The organism is Pseudomonas sp. ADAK2 (assembly GCF_012935755.1).
GTDB lineage: Bacteria > Pseudomonadota > Gammaproteobacteria > Pseudomonadales > Pseudomonadaceae > Aquipseudomonas.
Map to the genome: position 1 here is coordinate 6328698 of NZ_CP052862.1, position 19344 is coordinate 6348041.

Sequence of the window (19344 nt, forward strand, 5' to 3'; positions counted from 1 at the left end):
CCTAACGATGCAAGCATTTGCTCCACCAAAGGCCCGATGCAGACGCTGTCGTCTGCGTAAGAGAGCCCATTAGCCTGAGCCGATCTGCGTGACCCCCCGCCAACCCCCGGCGGCAGATTGCTCGACCCCATAACCCTGACCTATGCGGGCGTGCCCATGATTACCCTGAAACTTAATGGCCAAGACCATCCACTCGATGTGACCGAGGATATGCCGCTGCTTTGGGCTATCCGCGATGTCGCCGGTTACAACGGCACCAAATTCGGCTGCGGAATGGGCCTGTGCGGTGCCTGCACCATCCATATCGACGGTTTGCCGGCGCGCAGTTGCATCACGCCGATTGGCTCGGTGGTTGGCCAGAACGTCAGCACTATCGACAACCTGCACGCCGATCCGGTCGGGCAAATCGTCCAGCAAGCCTGGCTCGACACGGCCGTGGCCCAGTGCGGTTTCTGCCAGGGCGGGCAGATCATGTCCGCCACGGCATTGCTCAAGACCAATCCCAACCCGAGCGACGAGCAAATCGAAGAAGCGATGGTCGGCAATATTTGCCGCTGCGGCACCTACAACCGGATCAAGACCGCCATCCGTCAGGCGTCCACTCATCTGAAGGAGGCCAAGGCATGAGCCAGCTCCCGAATGATTTCGCCCTGAGCAACCTCAGCCGTCGCGGCTTTCTCAAAGGCGTTGGCGCCACCAGTGCCTTGGTACTCGCCGCCAGTTGGGGCTGGCAGGATGCGTTTGCCGAAGACAAACCGAAGAAATTCGGCGCTGACGGCATGCCCAACGGCTGGATCGATGATCCGAAGGTCTACGTCAGCATCGCCGCCGATGGCACGGTAACCGTGGTCTGCAACCGTTCGGAAATGGGCCAGGGCGTGCGCACCAGCCTGAGCATGGTGGTGGCCGACGAGCTGGACGCCGATTGGGCACTGGTCAAGGTGCAACAGGCGCCGGGTGACGAGGTGCGCTTCGGCAACCAGGACACCGACGGCTCGCGCAGCATGCGCCACTGGTTCGAACCAATGCGTCGCTGCGGTGCTGCCGCGCGGACCATGCTGGAACAGGCCGCCGCCGACCAATGGAAAGTCCCGGTCGGCGAATGCCACGCACAACTGCACAAGGTCATTCACCAACCCACTAAACGCGAACTCGGTTACGGCGAGTTGGCCGCCGCGGCCGGTGCGCTGGCGGTGCCGGCCCGTGACAGCCTGCGACTCAAGCAGCCGTCGGAATTTCGCTACATCGGCAAAGAAGGCGTGCGCGCCATCGACGGTGCCGACATCGTCAACGGTCGCGCCATCTACGGCGCCGATGTGCATTTCGACGGCATGCTCTACGCGACCATCGCCCGTCCTGCGGTGTATGGCGGCAAGGTCAAGTCCGTGGATGACAGTGCGGCGCTGAAGGTCCCCGGTGTGATCAAGGTGTTGCAGATCGAAAGTCGTCCGCTGCCGTCGGAGTTCCAGCCATTGGGCGGCGTGGCCGTGGTGGCGAGCAATACCTGGGCTGCGATCAAGGGTCGCGAAGCGCTGAAGATCGAGTGGGACGACGGCCCCAATGCCAGTTACGACTCGATCGCCTATCGCAAGGAACTGGAAGCCGCTTCGCTCAAACCGGGCAAAGTGGTGCGCAATACCGGCGACATCGACAAGGCCTTGGCCAGCGCAGGCAACAGCACCCTCGAAGCGTCCTACTATTTGCCGCACCTGGCGCAGGCGCCGATGGAACCGATGGTCGCCATCGCCCGTTTCAAGGACGGGGTATGCGAAGCCTGGGCCCCAAGCCAGGCGCCACAAGTCACCCGCGAGCGGATCGGCGAACGCCTCGGCCTGCCGTTCGATAACGTCACCTTTAACGTCACCTTGCTCGGTGGTGGGTTCGGGCGTAAATCCAAACCGGACTTCGTCATTGAAGCAGCGATCCTGGCCAAGGAATTCCCCGGCAAAGCGGTGCGGGTGCAATGGACCCGTGAAGACGACATCCATTGTTCCTATTTCCACACCGTATCCGCCGAATACCTGAAGGCCAGCCTCGATAAGGACGGCATGCCGTCAGGCTGGTTGCACCGCACCGTGGCGCCGAGCATCACCGCGCTGTTCGCGCCGGGCATGAATCACGAGGCGGCGTTCGAGTTGGGCATGGGCTTCACCAACATGGCGTACGCGATTCCCAACGTGCGCCTGGAAAACCCGGAAGCGGCGGTGCACACCCGGGTCGGCTGGTATCGCTCGGTGTCGAACATCCCCCACGGCTTCGCGATTCAAACCTTCGTCGACGAATTGGCCCACAAGGCCAAGCAAGATCCGCTGAAGTACCAGATCAAATTGCTCGGCCCGGACCGTCAGATCGATCCGCGCACCTTGAGTGAAGAGTGGAACTACGGCGAATCCCCCGAGCGTTATCCGATCGACACCGCCCGCATGCGCACGGTGCTGGAAACCGCCGCCAAGGCTGCCGGTTGGGGACGCACGCTGCCCAAGGGCCGAGGCCTGGGGTTGGCGGTGCATTACAGCTTCGTCACCTATGTCGCGGCGGTGATTGAAGTTGAAGTCAAAGACGACGGCACCTTGATCGTGCACAAGGCAGACATCGCCGTGGATTGCGGTCCGCAGATCAACCCCGAGCGGATTCGCTCGCAGTTCGAAGGCGCCTGCGTCATGGGCCTGGGCAACGCGGTACTCGGCGAAATCAGCTTCAAGGACGGCAAGGTCCAGCAGGACAATTTCCACATGTACGAAGTGGCGCGCATGTCCCTGGCGCCGAAGGAAGTCGCCGTGCATCTGGTCACGCCACCGGGCGAAGTGCCGTTGGGCGGGGTCGGTGAACCGGGCGTGCCACCGATTGCGCCGGCGCTGTGCAACGCGATCTTTGCCGCCACCGGCAAACGCATCCGCAACCTGCCGGTTCGTTATCAGCTGCAGGGTTGGCAGAAGGCTGACGCCTGATGGACAGCGTCGATCTGAACGTCCTGCGCAGCGTGCTCGAATGGCGCCGCGCCGGTCAGCGAGTGGTGTTGTACAGCGTGGTCCAGACCTGGGGCACGGCGCCCCGGGCGCCTGGCGCCATGCTCGCTTTGCGTGAAGACGGCGTGGTGATCGGCTCGGTGTCGGGCGGTTGTGTCGAGGATGATCTGATCGCGCGGCTGCATGACGGCCGCATCCCGGCCGACGGGCCGCCCGTGCAGTTGATCACCTATGGCGTCACCCGTGAGGAGGCGGCGCGGTTTGGTTTGCCCTGCGGCGGCACGTTGCGTCTGACCGAGGAACGCGTCGACGATCCGGCATGGGTCGCCGAGTTGCTGGCCCGTTGCGAAGCCCATGAAATTGTCGCGCGGTCGCTGGACCTGGCGACCGGTAAAGTGGTGTTGCAATCGGCAAACAAGACCGATGTGCTGAGTTTTGACGGCAGCACCTTGCGCGCGATTTACGGCCCACGCTGGCGTTTGTTGCTGATCGGCGCCGGGCAACTGTCGCGCTATGTCGCGGAAATGGCCCGGCTACTGGATTTCGAAGTACTGATCTGCGATCCGCGCACCGAGTTCGTCTACGGCTGGGAAGAACAGCACGGCCGCTTCGTACCGGGAATGCCCGACGAAGCCGTGCTGACCATCCAGACCGATGAACGCACCGCGATTGTTGCCCTGACCCACGATCCACGGCTGGACGACATGGCGCTGCTCACAGCGCTAGATTCCAAGGCGTTCTACGTGGGGGCGTTGGGGTCGCGGGTCAACAGCCTGAAACGTCGGGACAACCTGGCTCAGCTAGGCTTGTCAGAACAGGCCATCGAGCGGCTGCACGGCCCGATCGGCCTGCACATCGGCAGCCATACCCCGGCGGAAATCGCCTTGTCGCTGCTGGCCGAAATTGTAGCGATCAAGAACGGCGTCGAACTTAAGCAGAAGAAGCCGTTGCGGGAGGACGTATGAGCGAGCCCATCGGTGTCATCGTGCTGGCAGCGGGGCAGGGCAGTCGGTTTCGACAGGTTGCCGGTGTCGAAAAAGACAAATTGCTGGCCGACTGCACCGGGCGCGACGGTGCCGTGCGTTCGGTGATCGAGCAGACGCTGTTGAATCTGCCTGCCGATCTTGAGAACCGCGTGCTGGTGACCACGGCCGATCGCCCACAAGTGATTCGCATGGCCCAGGCCTATGGCTACGAGATTGTACTGATCGAGTCCACCGGCATGGGCGACAGCATTGCTGCCGGGGTGGCAGCCTGTGCGCAGCTCGGTGGCTGGCTGATTGTGCTGGGGGATATGCCGTTTATCCTGCCGTCGAGTATTGAGCGGGTGGTGGCGGGGATTGCCGACAATTGCATTAGTGTGCCGGTGCACGAGGGTGAGTTCGGGCATCCAGTGGGTTTTGGCCGCAGCTTTGGTCCGAACCTGATGACGTTGGCGGGGGATCGCGGCGCCAAGCCATTATTCGCGCAGGCGCGGATGGTTGAAGTGGCGGTGGATGATCCCGGGGTGTTGTGGGATGTGGATGTGCCTGAGAAGTTGATCTACCCACATTGATCGTTGATCGTTCCCACGCGGAGCTTAGGAACGATCGGCGATCAGCATAAAAAAAGCCCCGCCTGGATCACCAGGCGGGGCTTTTTAGTGGCCGATGGAATCAGACGAGGGGTTTAGGCTCGTGCTCTTTTTCCAGGGCTTGTTCGTGTTGCTGTACCGCGTCCTGAACGGAGCGCGGGGCTTCGTCGATGGCGGATTCAACCGATTCGGCAGCGGCTTCAGCGACCGGGGCAGGAGCTGCCTCAACGACTTCAGCAACAACCGGTGCCGGCTCGGCAACGGCCGGAGCAGCAGCGGCAGCCTGTTCGGCTTCTTTCTGCAGACGCTCGGCTTCACGCTTGCGGCGACGCACTTCACGCGGGTCGTTCGGCGCACGGCCATTTTCGGTCAGGGCGCTGACAGGAGCGGCTTCGACCACCGGTGCAGCCACTTCGGCTACAACAGGGGCTTCGACGACCGGAGCAGGCTCGGCGGCGACAACCACTGGCTCGGAAACCATCGCTTCAGCAACCGGGGCTTCAGCGACTGGCGCTGGCGCTTCGACGACTGGCTCGGCGGCTACCGGCTCGGCAACCCAGTTGAACGCGGTTTGCTCTTCACGCACTTCGCGAACGGCTTCGGTGACCGTTTCGACAACCGGCTCCGCGACAACCACTGGTTCGGCAACGAAAGCAGGCTCGGCGGCAGCCTGGACTTCAGGCTGTGCTTCGCGAACCGGCGCTACTTCAACTTCCGGAGCGGCTGTGGCTTCTACCGGGGTAGTCGCTTCAACGACCGGCGCTTCTACCGGCGCAGATTCCTGCACGGCAGCGGTGGCGCGTTCGGCTTGCTCGTTGGCCTGGGCTTCAGCCGGGGCGCTGATCACGGTGCTGGCAACGGCTGCGGTAACCGCCAGGCCGGCGGCCAGATCGGCAGCGCTTGGTGCTTCGTTGGTTTCGCTGGCTTCGCTACCTTCGGCGGACTCGGATTCTTCCGAACCTTCGATCACGTTGCCGTTGGCATCGCGTTGACGCTCGCGACGGTTGCTGCGACGACGCTGGCCACGGGAACGGCGGCGTGGACGATCGCCTTCGGCGCCTTCCTGACCTTCTTCCTGTTGCTCTTCGTTGGTCAACAGCTCTTCTTCGGCGACAGCAGCAACAGCCTGCTCGGCACGTGGTTGACGCTCTTCACGCGGTGGGCGTGGCGCGCGTTCTTCACGTGGCTGACGGGCCGGACGCTCTTCAGCGGTCGCAGCAACGGCAGCGGCAGCGGCTGGCGCAGCAGGCGCGGCATCCAGTGGTTCACGCAGTTCACGAACCGGACGCTCTTCGCGGTCGCCACGTGGCTTGCGATCTTCACGTGGAGCGCGCGGTGCACGTTCTTCACGAGGGGCGCGTGGTGCGCGTTCTTCGCGAGCAACTACCGGAGCGGTGGTCTCTTCACGGGCTTCGCGTGGCTGACGCTCTTCGCGTGGCTCACGTGGTGCGCGTTCTTCACGCGGTGCACGTTCCTCACGAGGCTTGCGTTCTTCATCGCGGCGACCGTTACGGTTGCGGCTCTGTTGACGACCGTTGCGACGCTCTTCGTTACGGGCCGGACGCTCGGTGGTAGCCGGTTTTTCAACCACAACCGGAGCAGCAGGCTCTTCCTTGGTGGCGAACAGGCTGACCAGCGACTTCACCAGGCCTTTGAACAGGCTTGGCTCTGGCACGGCAACCGGTGCAGCAACAGGCGCGGCAGCGACGACTTCGGTCGGGACCGGAGCGTTGGCGCGGGCCGGCGCAGTCTTGACCGCGGCTTCCTGGCGAACCAGGGTGCGGGTCGCAGCGGCTGGCTGGACTTCTTCCACTTCGGCAGCGGCAGCAGCGATTTCGTAGCTGGACTGGTTGATGTGGGCTTCCGGGCTGTCATCGCGCAGACGCTGAACTTCGAAGTGCGGCGTTTCGAGATGATCGTTCGGCAGAATGACGATGCGGGCACGGGTGCGCAGTTCGATCTTGGTGATCGAGTTGCGTTTTTCGTTGAGCAGGAACGCGGCCACCGGGATCGGCACTTGGGCGCGAACTTCGGCGGTGCGATCTTTCAGGGCTTCTTCTTCGATCAGGCGCAGGATCGCCAGCGACAGCGATTCAACGTCACGGATGATGCCGGTGCCGTTGCAACGCGGGCAAACGATGCCGCTGCTTTCGCCCAGCGATGGACGCAGGCGCTGACGGGACATTTCCAGCAGGCCGAAGCGCGAGATGCGACCGACTTGCACGCGAGCGCGGTCGGCTTCCAGGCATTCGCGGACTTTCTCTTCCACGGCGCGCTGGTTCTTGGCAGGGGTCATGTCGATGAAGTCGATGACGATCAGGCCGCCGATGTCGCGCAAGCGCAACTGACGGGCGATTTCTTCGGCGGCTTCAAGGTTGGTCTGCAGGGCGGTTTCTTCGATGTCGCTGCCTTTGGTGGCGCGCGCCGAGTTGATGTCGATAGACACCAGGGCTTCGGTCGGATCGATGACGATGGAGCCGCCGGAAGGCAGTTCGACGACGCGCTGGAAAGCGGTCTCGATCTGGCTTTCGATCTGGAAACGGTTGAACAGCGGAACGCTGTCTTCGTACAGCTTGATCTTGCTGGCGTACTGCGGCATCACCTGGCGGATGAAGGTCAGGGCTTCGTCCTGGGCTTCAACGCTGTCGATCAGCACTTCGCCGATGTCCTGGCGCAGGTAATCGCGGATGGCGCGGATGATCACGTTGCTTTCCTGATAGATCAGGAATGGCGCGGAGCGATCCAGCGAAGCTTCTTTGATAGCGGTCCACAGTTGCAGCAGGTAGTCGAGGTCCCACTGCATTTCTTCGCTGCTGCGGCCAAGGCCGGCAGTGCGCACTATCAGACCCATGTCAGCCGGGGCAACCAGGCCGTTCAGGGCTTCACGCAGTTCGTTGCGCTCTTCACCTTCGATGCGGCGGGAGATACCGCCGGCACGCGGGTTGTTCGGCATCAGAACGAGGTAGCGACCGGCCAGGCTGATGAAGGTGGTCAGGGCTGCGCCCTTGTTGCCACGTTCTTCTTTTTCGACCTGAACGATGACTTCCTGGCCTTCGGTCAGGACGTCCTTGATGTTGACGCGGCCTTCGGGGGCTTTCTTGAAGTATTCGCGGGAGATTTCTTTGAGGGGCAGGAAGCCGTGGCGCTCGGAGCCGAAATCGACAAAGGCAGCCTCAAGGCTTGGTTCGATGCGAGTAATCCGGCCTTTATAGATGTTGGCCTTCTTCTGCTCGCGTGCACCGGATTCGATGTCCAGGTCGTAGAGGCGTTGGCCATCTACCAGTGCAACACGCAACTCTTCGGGTTGAGTTGCGTTAATCAGCATTCTTTTCATGTAGTACCGTCGGTTTCCGGGCTGCCGGAAACGGCGTTCGGCACACACGACTTCTCACGGTCGGTGTCAGGTGCGTCAGGAGTGTGGTTGGACACTCCAGTGTCTAGCGATGGCGACCAATGTGGGTCGGCGTCGCGACGTACGCGTCCTGCTTGCTGTGGCTACTTAAGCACTCAGTCAGGAGGAGGAATCAACCAGCGGCTGTGGACGAGATGAAGCGTCTTGATAAAGCCTATTGCTACACAGTCCAGCGGTTGTGCATCTCCACCCTACACGTATCCCTGATAATTCGGGTGCTGCCGCGCGCAGAATCCGCAGCGGGTTGGCATTTACCGTGAGCTCCGAAAGGGGAGGTCACGCATCATGGCTAATTTAGGCGTTGTTTCCGAAGCGTTCGCTCGGGGTCATTCGCAGCTGACTGCACTTTGTGAACTGGCCATGAATATTGGCGAGCAAGGCGAGTGAAAACTCTGCTTTGCGGCTTGATTCAGGCCTCATGTCACCTGCGCTCGTTACACCTGCAAACTCCACCGTTACGTAGCGAAAGCCCCGTAGGACGGCCTCGCGTCCTGGTGAATTGCGTTGGTCAGGGCCGGTTTTTGACCGTTAGTCCGCTGTCCAGGCCGCTTTTGGCGGCGTTCGCGACTATAGCAGCAATGATTAAGTGCTTCAATTCCATAAAAAATTGTTATCATCCGCGCCATGACGACTACTGCCCCTTCGACCCCAGCCGTACAACTGCTGGAGGTCTCGCCGGAATATGCCGGCCAACGTATTGATAACTTCCTTCTCGCTCGGCTCAAAGGCGTGCCCAAGACCTTGATTTACCGCATTTTGCGCAAAGGCGAAGTGCGAGTGAACAAAGGCCGGATCAAGCCCGAATACAAGCTGCAGGCGGGCGATATCGTGCGCGTGCCGCCGGTTCGCGTGCCTGAGCGCGACGAGCCGGTACCGCTGGCACAAGGCCTGCTCCAGCGCCTCGAAGCCTCGATTATCTTCGAGGACAAGGCGCTGATCGTGATCAACAAGCCTTGCGGCATCGCGGTTCACGGCGGCAGTGGCTTGACCTACGGCGTGATTGAAGCCTTTCGTCAGTTGCGTCCGGATTGCAAGGAACTGGAGCTGGTTCACCGGCTCGACCGTGACACCTCCGGCCTGCTGATGATCGCCAAGAAGCGCAGCATGTTGCGCCACTTGCACACCGCATTGCGCGGCGATGGCGTTGATAAACGCTATATGGCGTTGGTCCGCGGTAACTGGGCAGCGTCGATCAAGCAAGTTCGTGCATCGCTGGGCAAGAGCAATCTGCGCTCCGGCGAACGCATGGTCGAGGTCGACGAGGAGGAGGGCAAGGAGTCGGTGACCGTGTTCAAGGTCCTGCGTCGTTTCGGCGACTTTGCCACCCTGATCGAAGCCAAACCGATCACCGGCCGGACCCACCAGATTCGCGTCCACACCTTGCACGCCGGGCACTGCATTGCCGGCGACACCAAGTACGGTGATGACGATTTCAGTAAGGAAATTCGCGACCTGGGCGGTAAACGCCTGTTCCTCCACGCCTACATGCTGACCGTGCCGTTGCCGGATGGTGGCGAGCTGAAGTTGCAGGCGCCGGTGGATGAGATGTGGGCCAAGACCGTGGAGCGCCTGAGTGCACCCCTCTGATTACAAACTGCTGATTTTTGATTGGGACGGCACGCTGGCCGATTCCATTGGTCGGATTGTCGAGGCGATGCATGTCGCGTCCGAGCGCTCCGGTTTTCAATTGTGCGACGACTTTGCCGTCAAAGGCATCATCGGCCTGGGCTTGCCCGAGGCGATCCGCACCTTGTACCCGGAAATTGGCGATGACGAACTGATAGCGTTCCGTCAGCACTATGCCGATCACTACATCGCCGCGGAAGCCGTGCCCTCGCCGCTGTTCGAAGGCGTTGTTGAGTCGATGGCGGCGTTTCGCGATGAGGGTTATCACTTGGCGGTCGCTACCGGCAAGGCCCGTCGCGGGCTGGATCGGGTGCTCAAGGCTCACGGTTGGGAAGACTATTTCGACATCACCCGTGCCGCCGATGAAACTGCCAGCAAGCCTCATCCTCTGATGCTGGAAGAGATCCTTGCCCATTGCGGCGTTTCTGCGCAGCAGGCGCTGATGGTCGGGGATTCGTCCTTTGACCTGCAAATGGCGCGCAACGCCGGCATGGATTCGGTCGCGGTGAGTTACGGCGCCCAGTCCATCGAGGCCCTGAAATTATTCGAGCCGCGGCTGTCCATTGATCGTTTTTCCGAATTGCACGCCTGGCTCCGTCAGGTTTAATACGTTTTTGCTGGGGTAGATGGCATGACCGACGAATGGAAAGCGCCTGCCAAGGCAGACGCGGATGGCGGTGACGAGAAGAGCTGGAAGCTGCTGGAAAAGACCTTGCTGGCCAGTGTGCAGGAACAGCGCCGCTCACGCCGCTGGGGGATTTTCTTCAAGTTGCTGACCTTTGTGTACCTGTTTGCGGCGTTGCTGTTGTTTACGCCGCTGATGGACATGGAAAAAAGCGCGACCCGCAGTTCCAACTACACGGCGTTGATCGACGTCAACGGCGTGATTGCCGACAAGGAATCTGCCAGCGCCGACAACATCGTTGGCAGTCTGCGTGCAGCCTTTGAAGACACCAAGGTCAAGGGCGTAATCCTGCGCATCAACAGCCCGGGCGGCAGTCCGGTGCAGTCGGGTTACGTGTACGACGAAATCAAGCGTCTGCGTGGTCTGCATCCTGACACCAAGGTGTATGCGGTGATTTCGGATCTGGGCGCTTCCGGCGCTTATTACATCGCCAGCGCGGCCGATCAGATCTACGCCGACAAGGCGAGCCTGGTGGGTTCCATTGGTGTGACGGCAGCCGGCTACGGTTTTGTCGGGACCATGGAGAAGCTCGGCGTCGAACGTCGCACCTACACCTCTGGCGAGCACAAGTCGTTCCTCGACCCGTTCCAGCCGCAGAAGCCTGAGGAAACTCAGTTCTGGCAGGGCGTGCTCGATACCACGCACCAGCAGTTCATCAACAGTGTGAAGAAAGGGCGTGGTGATCGTCTCAAGGACAAAGAGCATCCGGAATTGTTCTCCGGGCTGGTCTGGTCGGGTGAGCAGGCGCTGCCGCTGGGCTTGATCGATGGCCTGGGCAATGCCAGTTCGGTCGCCCGTGATGTGATCGGCGAGAAAGAGTTGGTGGACTTCACCATTCAGGAATCGACGTTTGATCGTTTCTCGAAGAAGCTCGGTGCCAGCGTCGCCGAGCAATTGGCGATGTGGATGGGGTTTCACGGTCCATCGCTGCGCTGAATTTGCGGCGGTATAAAAAAACCGGCCTTCGTGGCCGGTTTTTTGTGCTCAGGGGATTTGCACGCCCTCGGCCAGCAACATATCAATCAAGCGAATCAGCGGCAGGCCGATCAGGCTGGTGGCGTCAGGACCTTCGGTGCGTTGAAACAGGCTCACCCCCAAACCTTCAGCCTTGAAGCTGCCAGCGCAGTCGTAGGGCTGCTCTGCGCGCAAGTAGCGTTCAATGCGCGCAGGATCGAGCGTGCGCATGTGCACGGTGAAGGGTACGCAGTCGACCTGGCAGTCGCCGGTCTGGCTGTTGAGCAGGGCCAGGCCAGTCAGGAAGGTCACACTGGCGCCGCTGGAGGCCAGCAATTGTTCGCGGGCCTTTTCGAAAGTATGGGGTTTGCCGATAATACGCTCGCCGAGCACCGCAACCTGATCGGAGCCGATGATCAGATGAGCAGGGTGGCTGGCGGCCAGTGCGCGGGCTTTCTCTTCTGCGAGGCGCTTGACCAGATTAATTGCGGACTCGTCCGGACGATGGCTTTCATCGATATCCGGCGAGCTGCAGGTAAACTCAAGCTGCAATCGGGCCAGCAATTCCCGGCGATAAACCGAGCTTGAAGCGAGTAATAAAGGCAGCATGCGCATCTCCAAAAGGCAGGGGCGAATTCTAGCGAGGCTTCCAAGTGACGGACAGGGCTGAATTTCCTTTGACATGGCTGGGTGCATCCCTATAATGCTGCGCCTATGTTGAATGACCCGATTCCACCTCACGTTGACCCGCGCAAATTGGCTGATCGTGGCACCACCCTTCAAGGTGAACTGCTGCTGGCCGATTTGGAGAGACTCTGCGACCCGCTTTCCGACACTGTCGGTACGGTGCAGGCTAAATTCGTTTTTGAACGAGATGAACGTAAGTCTGTGGTAATCCACAGTTTTATCGACACCGAAGTCAAAATGGTTTGCCAGCGTTGTCTTGAGCTGGTCACCCTGCCGATCCATAGCGAATGCAGTTATGCTGTGGTGAAGGAGGGTGCGAATACCCAGTCGTTGCCGAAAGGTTATGACGTGCTGGAACTGGGCGAAGATCCATTGGATCTGCAGTCACTGATCGAGGAGGAGCTTTTGCTCGCCTTGCCCATTGTGCCTGCTCATCATCCGGAAGAATGCCAGCAGCCGGCGGGTCTCGATGAGCCCGAACCGAGCGAGGACGAGGTAACGCGGTCCAACCCGTTCAGTGTATTGGCGCAGTTAAAGCGTGACCCAAACGTTTAGGAGTTAATCAATTATGGCTGTTCAGCAGAACAAAAAATCCCGCTCTGCCCGTGACATGCGTCGTTCCCACGACGCCCTGACGGCAAGCACTCTGTCTGTAGAAAAAACCACCGGTGAAATTCACCTGCGTCACCACGTATCGCCAGAAGGCGTATACCGTGGCCGTAAAGTGATCGACAAGGGCGCTGACGAGTAATCACTTGTCTGCTCAAGTCATCGCGATTGACGCAATGGGCGGGGACTTCGGTCCCCGCAGCATTGTTCAGGCCAGCCTTGCTTGCCTGTCTGCTACACCCTCGCTGCACCTGACCCTCGTCGGTCAACCCTCCCTTTTAGAAGAATTGCTCTCTGGTCAATCGGCCGTGGATCGCGCGCGCCTGTCGATTACGCCGGCGTCCGAAGTCATCGCCATGGACGAAAAGCCTGCCCAGGCCTTGCGCGGCAAGCCTGATTCGTCAATGCGCGTGGCCCTTGAGTTGTTGCGTGATGGCAAGGTCCAGGCCTGTGTCAGCGCCGGCAATACGGGTGCGTTGATGGCGTTGTCGCGGTTTGTGCTCAAGACCTTGCCGGGCATTGATCGGCCGGCGATGATCGCGGCCATTCCGACCCAGAAGGGCTACTGCCAGTTGCTCGACCTCGGTGCCAACGTCGATTGCAGTGCCGAGCACCTGTTGCAGTTCGCGATCATGGGCTCGGTGGCGGCGGAAACCCTCGGCGTGGTTCGCCCGCGGGTGGCGTTGCTGAACATCGGTACCGAAGACATCAAGGGCAACCAGCAGGTCAAGCTGGCGGCGACTTTGTTGCAGGCTGCTCGCGGCATCAACTACATCGGATTTGTCGAAGGTGACGGTTTGTACCGTGGCGAGGCGGACGTGGTGGTGTGTGACGGTTTTGTCGGCAATATCCTGCTCAAGTCCAGTGAAGGCTTGGCGACCATGATCGCCGGGCGCATCGAAGCCTTGTTCAAGAAAAGCGTCGCCTCTCGAATGGTCGGTGCCTTGGCGCTGCCGCTGATGAAGCGCTTGCAGGCGGATCTGGCTCCGGCGCGGCACAACGGTGCGAGCTTTCTCGGCTTGCAGGGGATTGTGGTGAAAAGCCACGGTTCGGCCGGTGTGCAGGGTTTCCAGAGTGCGATCCAGCGTGCCCTGATCGAGATCCAGGAAAATCTCCCGCAGCGGCTGCACGGTCGTCTGGAGGATTTGTTGCCTTAGGCGTTTTCGTCGGACAATGCTTAAATGTGACCGCTCAGTTCAATTGGCCATCCAACTGTCAGTTTCTTGCGTCCCCCAAGCGGGGCGTCAATTCTCCGACGACAAGATCATTAGGGGCTTGTTACATGTCTGCTTCCCTCGCATTCGTCTTTCCAGGACAGGGTTCGCAGTCCCTCGGCATGCTGGCCGAGTTGGGCGCGCAACATCCAGTGGTCCTCGAAACATTCAAAGAAGCTTCCGATGCTCTGGGTTACGACCTGTGGGCACTGACCCAGCAAGGGCCGGAAGAGCAACTCAATCAAACCGATAAAACCCAGCCGGCCATTCTGACCGCCTCGATCGCCCTGTGGCGTCTGTGGCTGGCGGAAGGCGGCGCGCGTCCGGCTTACGTGGCCGGTCACAGCCTGGGTGAGTACAGCGCCTTGGTGGCGGCGGGCAGCCTGAGCCTGGGCGACGCGGTGAAACTGGTCGAGCGTCGTGGCCAGTTGATGCAGGAAGCCGTTCCGGCCGGGCAGGGCGGCATGGCCGCTATCCTCGGTCTGGAAGATGCTGATGTGCTGGCAGCCTGTGCCGAAGCGGCGCAAGGCGAAGTGGTCAGCGCGGTCAACTTCAACTCCCCTGGCCAGGTGGTAATTGCCGGTGCCAAGGCGGCAGTCGAGCGTGCCATCGAAGGCTGCAAGGCCCGTGGTGCCAAGCGCGCCATGCCGTTGCCGGTCAGCGTGCCATCCCACTGCGAGCTGATGCGTCCGGCGGCCGAGCGCTTTGCCGAGTCCATCGCTGCCATTGACTGGCAGGCCCCACAGATCCCGGTGGTGCAAAACGTCAGCGCCCATGTGCCGGCCGATCTGGAGACCCTCAAGCGCGATCTGCTTGAGCAGCTCTACAAACCTGTGCGCTGGGTCGAATCGGTCCAGGCACTGGCGGCCAAGGGCGCGACCCAACTGGTCGAATGTGGCCCGGGCAAGGTGCTTGCCGGCCTGAACAAACGCTGCGCCGAAGGCGTGTCGACATCCAACCTCAATACCCCAGACGCTTTCGCTGCCGCTCGCGCGGCGCTGGTCTGAATCAGGAGAAACTTGCATGAGTCTGCAAGGTAAAGTTGCACTGGTCACCGGCGCGAGCCGCGGTATCGGCCAGGCCATCGCCCTGGAATTGGGTCGTCAGGGCGCCATCGTCATTGGCACCGCGACCTCCGCCTCGGGTGCCGAGCGCATCGCGGCTACCCTGAAAGAAAACGCTATTCAAGGCACTGGCCTGGAACTGAACGTCACCAGCGACGAATCGGTTGCTGCGGTGCTGGCAAGCATCACTGCGCAGTTCGGCGCCCCGGCAATTCTGGTCAACAATGCTGGCATCACCCGCGATAATCTGATGATGCGCATGAAAGACGACGAATGGAACGACGTCATCGATACCAACCTGAACAGTCTGTTCCGCCTGTCCAAGGGGGTTTTGCGCGGCATGACCAAGGCCCGTTGGGGACGAATTATCAGTATTGGTTCGGTTGTGGGTGCCATGGGCAACGCAGGCCAAGTAAACTACGCTGCCGCCAAGGCCGGTCTGGAAGGTTTCAGCCGCGCACTGGCGCGTGAAGTCGGTTCGCGTTCGATTACGGTAAACTCGGTGGCCCCTGGGTTCATCGATACTGATATGACCCGCGAACTGCCTGAAGCGCAGCGTGAATCCTTGGCGACACAGATTCCGCTGGGCCGTCTGGGACAAGCTCAAGAGATCGCGTCTGTGGTCGCTTTTCTTGCATCCGACGGTGCGGCTTACGTTACTGGGGCTACAATCCCGGTGAACGGCGGGATGTACATGAGTTAAATGTGACGGATTGCTTCAAAAAAATGTCATACGAGCTGTCTAAAATCCGTTATAAAGCTGCAATCTATTTATAGGCAGAGGGTCGTCGGGTTTGAGGAGTGAAGCTTTCAGTTGAAAAACTGAAAAGTCTTTCTATACACTTACCCACTGGCCAGCTGCCTGAATTTGTCCATTAGGAGTGAAAACAAGGTATGAGCACCATCGAAGAGCGCGTCAAGAAAATCGTTGCTGAGCAACTGGGCGTTAAAGAAGAAGAAGTGGTCAACACTGCTTCCTTCGTTGAAGACCTGGGTGCCGACTCCCTTGACACCGTTGAGCTGGTGATGGCTCTGGAAGAGGAATTCGAGACCGAAATCCCTGACGAAGAAGCTGAGAAGATCACTACTGTACAAGCTGCAATCGATTACGTTACTAACCATCAGGCTTAATAGCTTGTAATCGCTGCTTGCTGTCATGGAAAAACCGCACTGCCATCACGGCGTGCGGTTTTTTCTTTAGGCCTGATGCAAAGTCGTCATTTGAAAAAGGAGAGTGCTGTGTCGCGTAGACGCGTCGTAGTCACCGGTATGGGTATGTTGTCGCCACTGGGCACGGATGTGCCGAGCAGTTGGCAGGGCATTCTGGCTGGCCGCAGTGGCATTGGTCTGATCGAACACACCGACCTTTCTGCCTATTCCACCCGCTTTGGCGGCTCGGTCAAGGGCTTCAATGTCGAGGAATACCTGTCGGTCAAGGAAGCTCGCAAGCTCGATCTGTTCATCCAGTATGGTCTGGCCGCAGGGTTTCAGGCTGTGCGCAATTCCGGTCTGGAAGTCACTGACGCCAACCGTGAGCGCATCGGCGTGGCCATGGGTTCGGGTATTGGCGGTCTGACCAATATCGAAGAAACCAGCCGCACGCTGCATGATTCCGGCCCTCGTCGAATTTCACCGTTCTTCGTGCCTGGCTCGATCATCAATATGATTTCCGGTTTCCTGTCCATCCACCTCGGTGCACAGGGACCCAACTACGCCATCGCCACTGCGTGTACCACCGGTACCCACTGCATCGGCATGGCGGCACGCAACATCATGTACGACGAAGCCGACGTGATGATTGCCGGCGGCGCCGAGATGGCTGCTTGCGGCTTGGGCATGGGCGGCTTCGGTGCCTCCCGCGCCCTGTCCACCCGCAACGACGAGCCAACCCGCGCCAGCCGTCCATGGGACAAGGGCCGTGACGGCTTCGTCCTGTCCGACGGCGCCGGTGCTTTGGTGCTCGAAGAGCTGGAACACGCCAAGGCCCGCGGCGCGACCATCTACGCCGAGCTGATCGGCTTCGGCACCAGTGGCGATGCCTACCACATGACTTCGCCTCCCGCCGATGGCGCCGGTGCTGCACGTTGCATCACCAACGCCCTGCGCGATGCTAAGATCAATGGCGATCAGGTCCAGTACATCAACGCCCACGGTACGTCGACCTCGGCCGGCGACCTCGCCGAAGCCTGTGCGATCAAGTCGGTGTTTGGCGATCACGCCTACAAACTGGCAGTCAGTTCGACCAAGTCCATGACCGGTCACCTGTTGGGTGCGGCGGGCGCCGTCGAAGCTATCTTCAGTGTGCTGGCGATCAACAGCCAGGTGGCACCGCCAACCATCAACCTCGATGAGCCGGATGAAGGCTGTGACCTCGATTTTGTGCCGCACACCGCGCGCAACATGGATATCGATGTGGTGCTGTCCAACTCCTTCGGGTTTGGCGGGACCAACGGCTCGCTGGTGTTCCGCCGGTTCGCTGACTGATGGACAGCTGGGTCGACGGTCAGCCGGCTGACACTTTGTCGCTGAAGGATCGCGGCCTGGCTTACGGTGATGGTCTGTTCGAGACCATCGCTGTGCGAGGCGGGCAACCGTTGTTGCTGGACCGGCATCTGTCGCGTCTGGCGCAGGGTTGTTCACGCCTGGCGATCACTGCCGATCATGCGCTGGTCCGCAGCGAGCTGCTGGCCTATGCCACTGCCATGGGCGAGGGCGTGCTCAAGCTCATCCTCACCCGTGGCGACGGTTTGCGCGGTTATGCGCCCGACCCCTCGGCCCAGGCCCGACGCATTCTGCAAGGCAATCCTGCGGCGGCTTATCCTGTCGTCCATGGCGAGCAGGGTGTCCGTCTGTTCCCTTGCACCACACGCCTGTCCAACCAACCATTGCTCGCCGGGCTCAAGCATTTGAATCGCCTGGAACAGGTCATCGCCCGTTCCGAATGGCAAGACACCGAGCATGCCGAAGGCCTGATGCTCGATCGGGTCGGTCGCGTCATCGAAGGCGTCTTCAGCAATCTGTTCCTGGTACGCGACGGAGTGCTGATCACCGCCGATCTCAAACGCTGCGGCGTAGCCGGCGTGATGCGCGCCGAATTATTGTTTCAGGCTGAGTCATTGGGCATCCCCACACAAATCACCGACATCAGCCTCGATCAACTGCAATGGGCTGATGAAGTCTTCGTCTGCAACAGCGTGTATGGCGTTTGGCCGGTGCGCGCCTATGCAGCACTGAGCTGGTCGGTTGGCCCGCTCACCCGTAAACTCCAAACCATTGCCCGCGCGCTACTGGATGCTTGATACGTGAGACGTAAATTCTTGCTGCTGCTGGAAACCGGACTGGTTCTGGCGGGGCTGCTAATGGCCGCTTCGGCCTGGAAAATCCATTCGGCGCTGGAACAGCCGCTGAACATCACCCAGGAAGAACTGCTGGAAGTGCCCAAGGGCACGACTCCGACCCGCACCTTCTATCGACTCGAAGCCGACGGCGTCATCAAGGACGCCTTCTGGTTGCGCGTCTATTGGCGCTTCAACCTCGCCGCCACGCCGATTCACAGCGGCGAATACCGCATGCTGCCGGGGATGACCGTCGACGGTCTGATCGACCTGTGGAAGCGCGGCGAAGTGGTGCAGTACAGCGTGACGCTGGTCGAAGGCTGGAATTTCCGCCAGGTCCGTGCGGCCCTGGCCAAGGATGACAAACTCAAGCAAACCCTGAACGGCCTGAGCGACACGCAAGTGATGGACAAGATCGGCCATAACGGGATTTTCCCGGAGGGGCGCTTCTTTCCGGACACTTACAGCTTCGTGCGTGGCATGACCGACGCCGAACTGCTGAAAAAAGCCTATGAGCGTCTCGATGAAGTGCTCGCCAAGGAATGGGACAAGCGTGCCGCTGATGTGCCGTACACCGAACCCTATCAGGCGCTGATCATGGCCTCGCTGGTGGAAAAGGAAACCGGCGTGCCCCAGGAGCGCGGGCAGATTGCTGGCGTGTTCGTGCGGCGGATGGCGATCGGCATGTTGCTGCAGACCGATCCGACCGTGATCTACGGTCTGGGTGATCGCTACACCGGCAAGCTGACCCGCGCCCATCTCAAGGAAGCGACGCCGTATAACACCTATATGATTTCCGGATTGCCGCCGACGCCGATTGCGATGGTCGGCCGCGAAGCGATCCATGCGGCGCTCAACCCGGTGGCTGGCAACAGTTTGTATTTTGTCGCTCGCGGTGATGGCAGCCATGTGTTCTCCGATGACCTGGATGCCCATAACTCGGCGGTGCGCGAGTTCCAGCTCAAGCGCCGCACCGATTACCGCTCCAGCCCGGCACCGGCCAGCGCGCCCGTGACGCCGGAGGCCGAGACGCCGATTCCCGCAGCGTCCCCGGATACCGCACCCGAAGCGGTGCCGCAGATGCCGGCGCAAGAGCCGGCCCCCGCGCCGGAACCGGAGCCGACGACGGCACCTGAAGCCGTACCGCCAACACCGGCGCAAGAACCTGCACTCGCACCCGAGCCGGATGCGCAGTCGCCGCAAAGCCCGCAATGACTCT

Annotated in this window: 18 protein-coding genes; 16 read left to right on the forward strand and 2 right to left on the reverse strand. The window is 60.7% G+C overall.

Annotation, left to right across the window (positions count from 1 at the left end):
* The first annotated feature begins 156 nt into the window (after positions 1-156).
* From HKK52_RS29120 to HKK52_RS29135, 4 genes are read left to right on the forward strand one after another with little or no spacing between them, the layout of a single operon-like run.
* Positions 157-627, forward strand: a complete 471-nt coding sequence (locus tag HKK52_RS29120) for a (2Fe-2S)-binding protein (RefSeq protein ID WP_169373607.1) — start codon at positions 157-159, stop codon at positions 625-627.
* On the forward strand, positions 624-2948 hold the full coding sequence (locus tag HKK52_RS29125; RefSeq protein ID WP_169373608.1) for a xanthine dehydrogenase family protein molybdopterin-binding subunit: 2325 nt from the start codon (positions 624-626) through the stop codon (positions 2946-2948). Before HKK52_RS29120 ends, HKK52_RS29125 begins: the two co-directional genes overlap by 4 nt.
* Positions 2948-3931, forward strand: coding sequence for an XdhC family protein (locus tag HKK52_RS29130; protein WP_169373609.1), 984 nt, complete (start codon positions 2948-2950; stop codon positions 3929-3931). The genes HKK52_RS29125 and HKK52_RS29130 overlap by 1 nt, the downstream gene beginning before the upstream one ends.
* Entirely contained in the window at positions 3928-4521 is a 594-nt protein-coding gene (locus tag HKK52_RS29135) for a nucleotidyltransferase family protein (protein WP_169373610.1), read from the forward strand. Before HKK52_RS29130 ends, HKK52_RS29135 begins: the two co-directional genes overlap by 4 nt.
* Positions 4522-4621: 100 nt before the next feature.
* Here the strand turns inward: HKK52_RS29135 and rne are convergent, their stop codons facing one another.
* Complete coding sequence (gene rne / locus HKK52_RS29140; RefSeq protein ID WP_169373611.1) at positions 4622-7873, reverse strand: ribonuclease E; 3252 nt, start codon at positions 7871-7873, stop codon at positions 4622-4624.
* 702 nt (positions 7874-8575) lie between these two features.
* Between rne and rluC the strand changes: the two genes are divergently transcribed.
* From rluC to sppA, 3 genes are read left to right on the forward strand one after another with little or no spacing between them, the layout of a single operon-like run.
* Positions 8576-9538 carry a 23S rRNA pseudouridine(955/2504/2580) synthase RluC gene (gene rluC / locus HKK52_RS29145; protein WP_054051763.1) on the forward strand — a complete coding sequence of 321 codons (963 nt, stop codon included), beginning with the start codon at positions 8576-8578 and terminating at the stop codon, positions 9536-9538.
* On the forward strand, positions 9525-10184 hold the full coding sequence (locus tag HKK52_RS29150) for an HAD-IA family hydrolase (RefSeq protein WP_169373612.1): 660 nt from the start codon (positions 9525-9527) through the stop codon (positions 10182-10184). The genes rluC and HKK52_RS29150 overlap by 14 nt, the downstream gene beginning before the upstream one ends.
* Positions 10185-10208: 24 nt before the next feature.
* A complete protein-coding gene (sppA, locus tag HKK52_RS29155) occupies positions 10209-11198 on the forward strand; it encodes a signal peptide peptidase SppA (protein ID WP_169373613.1) in 990 nt (329 codons plus the stop codon).
* Between the two features lie 48 nt (positions 11199-11246).
* On the opposite strand, the gene HKK52_RS29160 is transcribed toward sppA, so the two are convergent.
* A complete protein-coding gene (locus tag HKK52_RS29160; RefSeq protein ID WP_169373614.1) occupies positions 11247-11825 on the reverse strand; it encodes a Maf family protein in 579 nt (192 codons plus the stop codon).
* Positions 11826-11930: 105 nt separating this feature from the next.
* Here HKK52_RS29160 and HKK52_RS29165 point away from each other — a divergent pair, with 105 nt between their 5' ends.
* The 9 genes from HKK52_RS29165 to mltG all read left to right on the forward strand — a co-directional run bounded on the left by HKK52_RS29165 (position 11931) and on the right by mltG (position 19340).
* Positions 11931-12458: a YceD family protein gene (locus tag HKK52_RS29165; RefSeq protein WP_004371317.1), complete on the forward strand. Its 528-nt coding sequence runs from the start codon at positions 11931-11933 to the stop codon at positions 12456-12458.
* A 13-nt stretch (positions 12459-12471) separates the two neighbouring features.
* Positions 12472-12654, forward strand: a complete 183-nt coding sequence (gene rpmF, locus HKK52_RS29170; protein ID WP_008152339.1) for a 50S ribosomal protein L32 — start codon at positions 12472-12474, stop codon at positions 12652-12654.
* Between the two features lie 4 nt (positions 12655-12658).
* Positions 12659-13669, forward strand: coding sequence for a phosphate acyltransferase PlsX (gene plsX / locus HKK52_RS29175; protein WP_169373615.1), 1011 nt, complete (start codon positions 12659-12661; stop codon positions 13667-13669).
* A 125-nt stretch (positions 13670-13794) separates the two neighbouring features.
* The gene (gene fabD / locus HKK52_RS29180) at positions 13795-14733 is read left to right on the forward strand and encodes an ACP S-malonyltransferase (RefSeq protein WP_169373616.1); all 939 of its coding nucleotides are present in this window, start codon (positions 13795-13797) and stop codon (positions 14731-14733) included.
* A gap of 16 nt (positions 14734-14749) precedes the next feature.
* A complete protein-coding gene (gene fabG / locus HKK52_RS29185; RefSeq protein WP_169373617.1) occupies positions 14750-15493 on the forward strand; it encodes a 3-oxoacyl-ACP reductase FabG in 744 nt (247 codons plus the stop codon).
* 191 nt (positions 15494-15684) lie between these two features.
* A complete protein-coding gene (acpP, locus tag HKK52_RS29190) occupies positions 15685-15921 on the forward strand; it encodes an acyl carrier protein (protein ID WP_003442511.1) in 237 nt (78 codons plus the stop codon).
* Positions 15922-16029: 108 nt separating this feature from the next.
* Positions 16030-17274 (forward strand): beta-ketoacyl-ACP synthase II, encoded by a 1245-nt coding sequence (fabF, locus tag HKK52_RS29195; RefSeq protein WP_054613861.1) that lies wholly within the window; start codon positions 16030-16032, stop codon positions 17272-17274.
* Positions 17274-18089, forward strand: coding sequence for an aminodeoxychorismate lyase (gene pabC / locus HKK52_RS29200; protein WP_169373618.1), 816 nt, complete (start codon positions 17274-17276; stop codon positions 18087-18089). The genes fabF and pabC overlap by 1 nt, the downstream gene beginning before the upstream one ends.
* Positions 18090-18092: 3 nt before the next feature.
* A complete protein-coding gene (mltG, locus tag HKK52_RS29205) occupies positions 18093-19340 on the forward strand; it encodes an endolytic transglycosylase MltG (RefSeq protein WP_169373619.1) in 1248 nt (415 codons plus the stop codon).
* The last annotated feature ends 4 nt before the right edge of the window (positions 19341-19344 follow it).

Excerpts from the sequence above, each read along its gene's own strand:
- HKK52_RS29130 (WP_169373609.1), top strand. The coding sequence starts at position 2,948 with ATGGACAGCGTCGATCTGAACGTCCTGCGCAGCGTGCTCGAATGGCGC.
- rpmF (WP_008152339.1), top strand. The coding sequence starts at position 12,472 with ATGGCTGTTCAGCAGAACAAAAAATCCCGCTCTGCCCGTGACATGCGT.
- HKK52_RS29125 (WP_169373608.1), top strand. The coding sequence starts at position 624 with ATGAGCCAGCTCCCGAATGATTTCGCCCTGAGCAACCTCAGCCGTCGC.
- rne (WP_169373611.1), bottom strand. The coding sequence starts at position 7,873 with ATGAAAAGAATGCTGATTAACGCAACTCAACCCGAAGAGTTGCGTGTT.
- rluC (WP_054051763.1), top strand. The coding sequence starts at position 8,576 with ATGACGACTACTGCCCCTTCGACCCCAGCCGTACAACTGCTGGAGGTC.
- fabD (WP_169373616.1), top strand. The coding sequence starts at position 13,795 with ATGTCTGCTTCCCTCGCATTCGTCTTTCCAGGACAGGGTTCGCAGTCC.
- acpP (WP_003442511.1), top strand. The coding sequence starts at position 15,685 with ATGAGCACCATCGAAGAGCGCGTCAAGAAAATCGTTGCTGAGCAACTG.
- pabC (WP_169373618.1), top strand. The coding sequence starts at position 17,274 with ATGGACAGCTGGGTCGACGGTCAGCCGGCTGACACTTTGTCGCTGAAG.
- HKK52_RS29160 (WP_169373614.1), bottom strand. The coding sequence starts at position 11,825 with ATGCTGCCTTTATTACTCGCTTCAAGCTCGGTTTATCGCCGGGAATTG.
- fabG (WP_169373617.1), top strand. The coding sequence starts at position 14,750 with ATGAGTCTGCAAGGTAAAGTTGCACTGGTCACCGGCGCGAGCCGCGGT.
- sppA (WP_169373613.1), top strand. The coding sequence starts at position 10,209 with ATGACCGACGAATGGAAAGCGCCTGCCAAGGCAGACGCGGATGGCGGT.
- HKK52_RS29165 (WP_004371317.1), top strand. The coding sequence starts at position 11,931 with ATGTTGAATGACCCGATTCCACCTCACGTTGACCCGCGCAAATTGGCT.
- HKK52_RS29135 (WP_169373610.1), top strand. The coding sequence starts at position 3,928 with ATGAGCGAGCCCATCGGTGTCATCGTGCTGGCAGCGGGGCAGGGCAGT.
- HKK52_RS29120 (WP_169373607.1), top strand. The coding sequence starts at position 157 with ATGATTACCCTGAAACTTAATGGCCAAGACCATCCACTCGATGTGACC.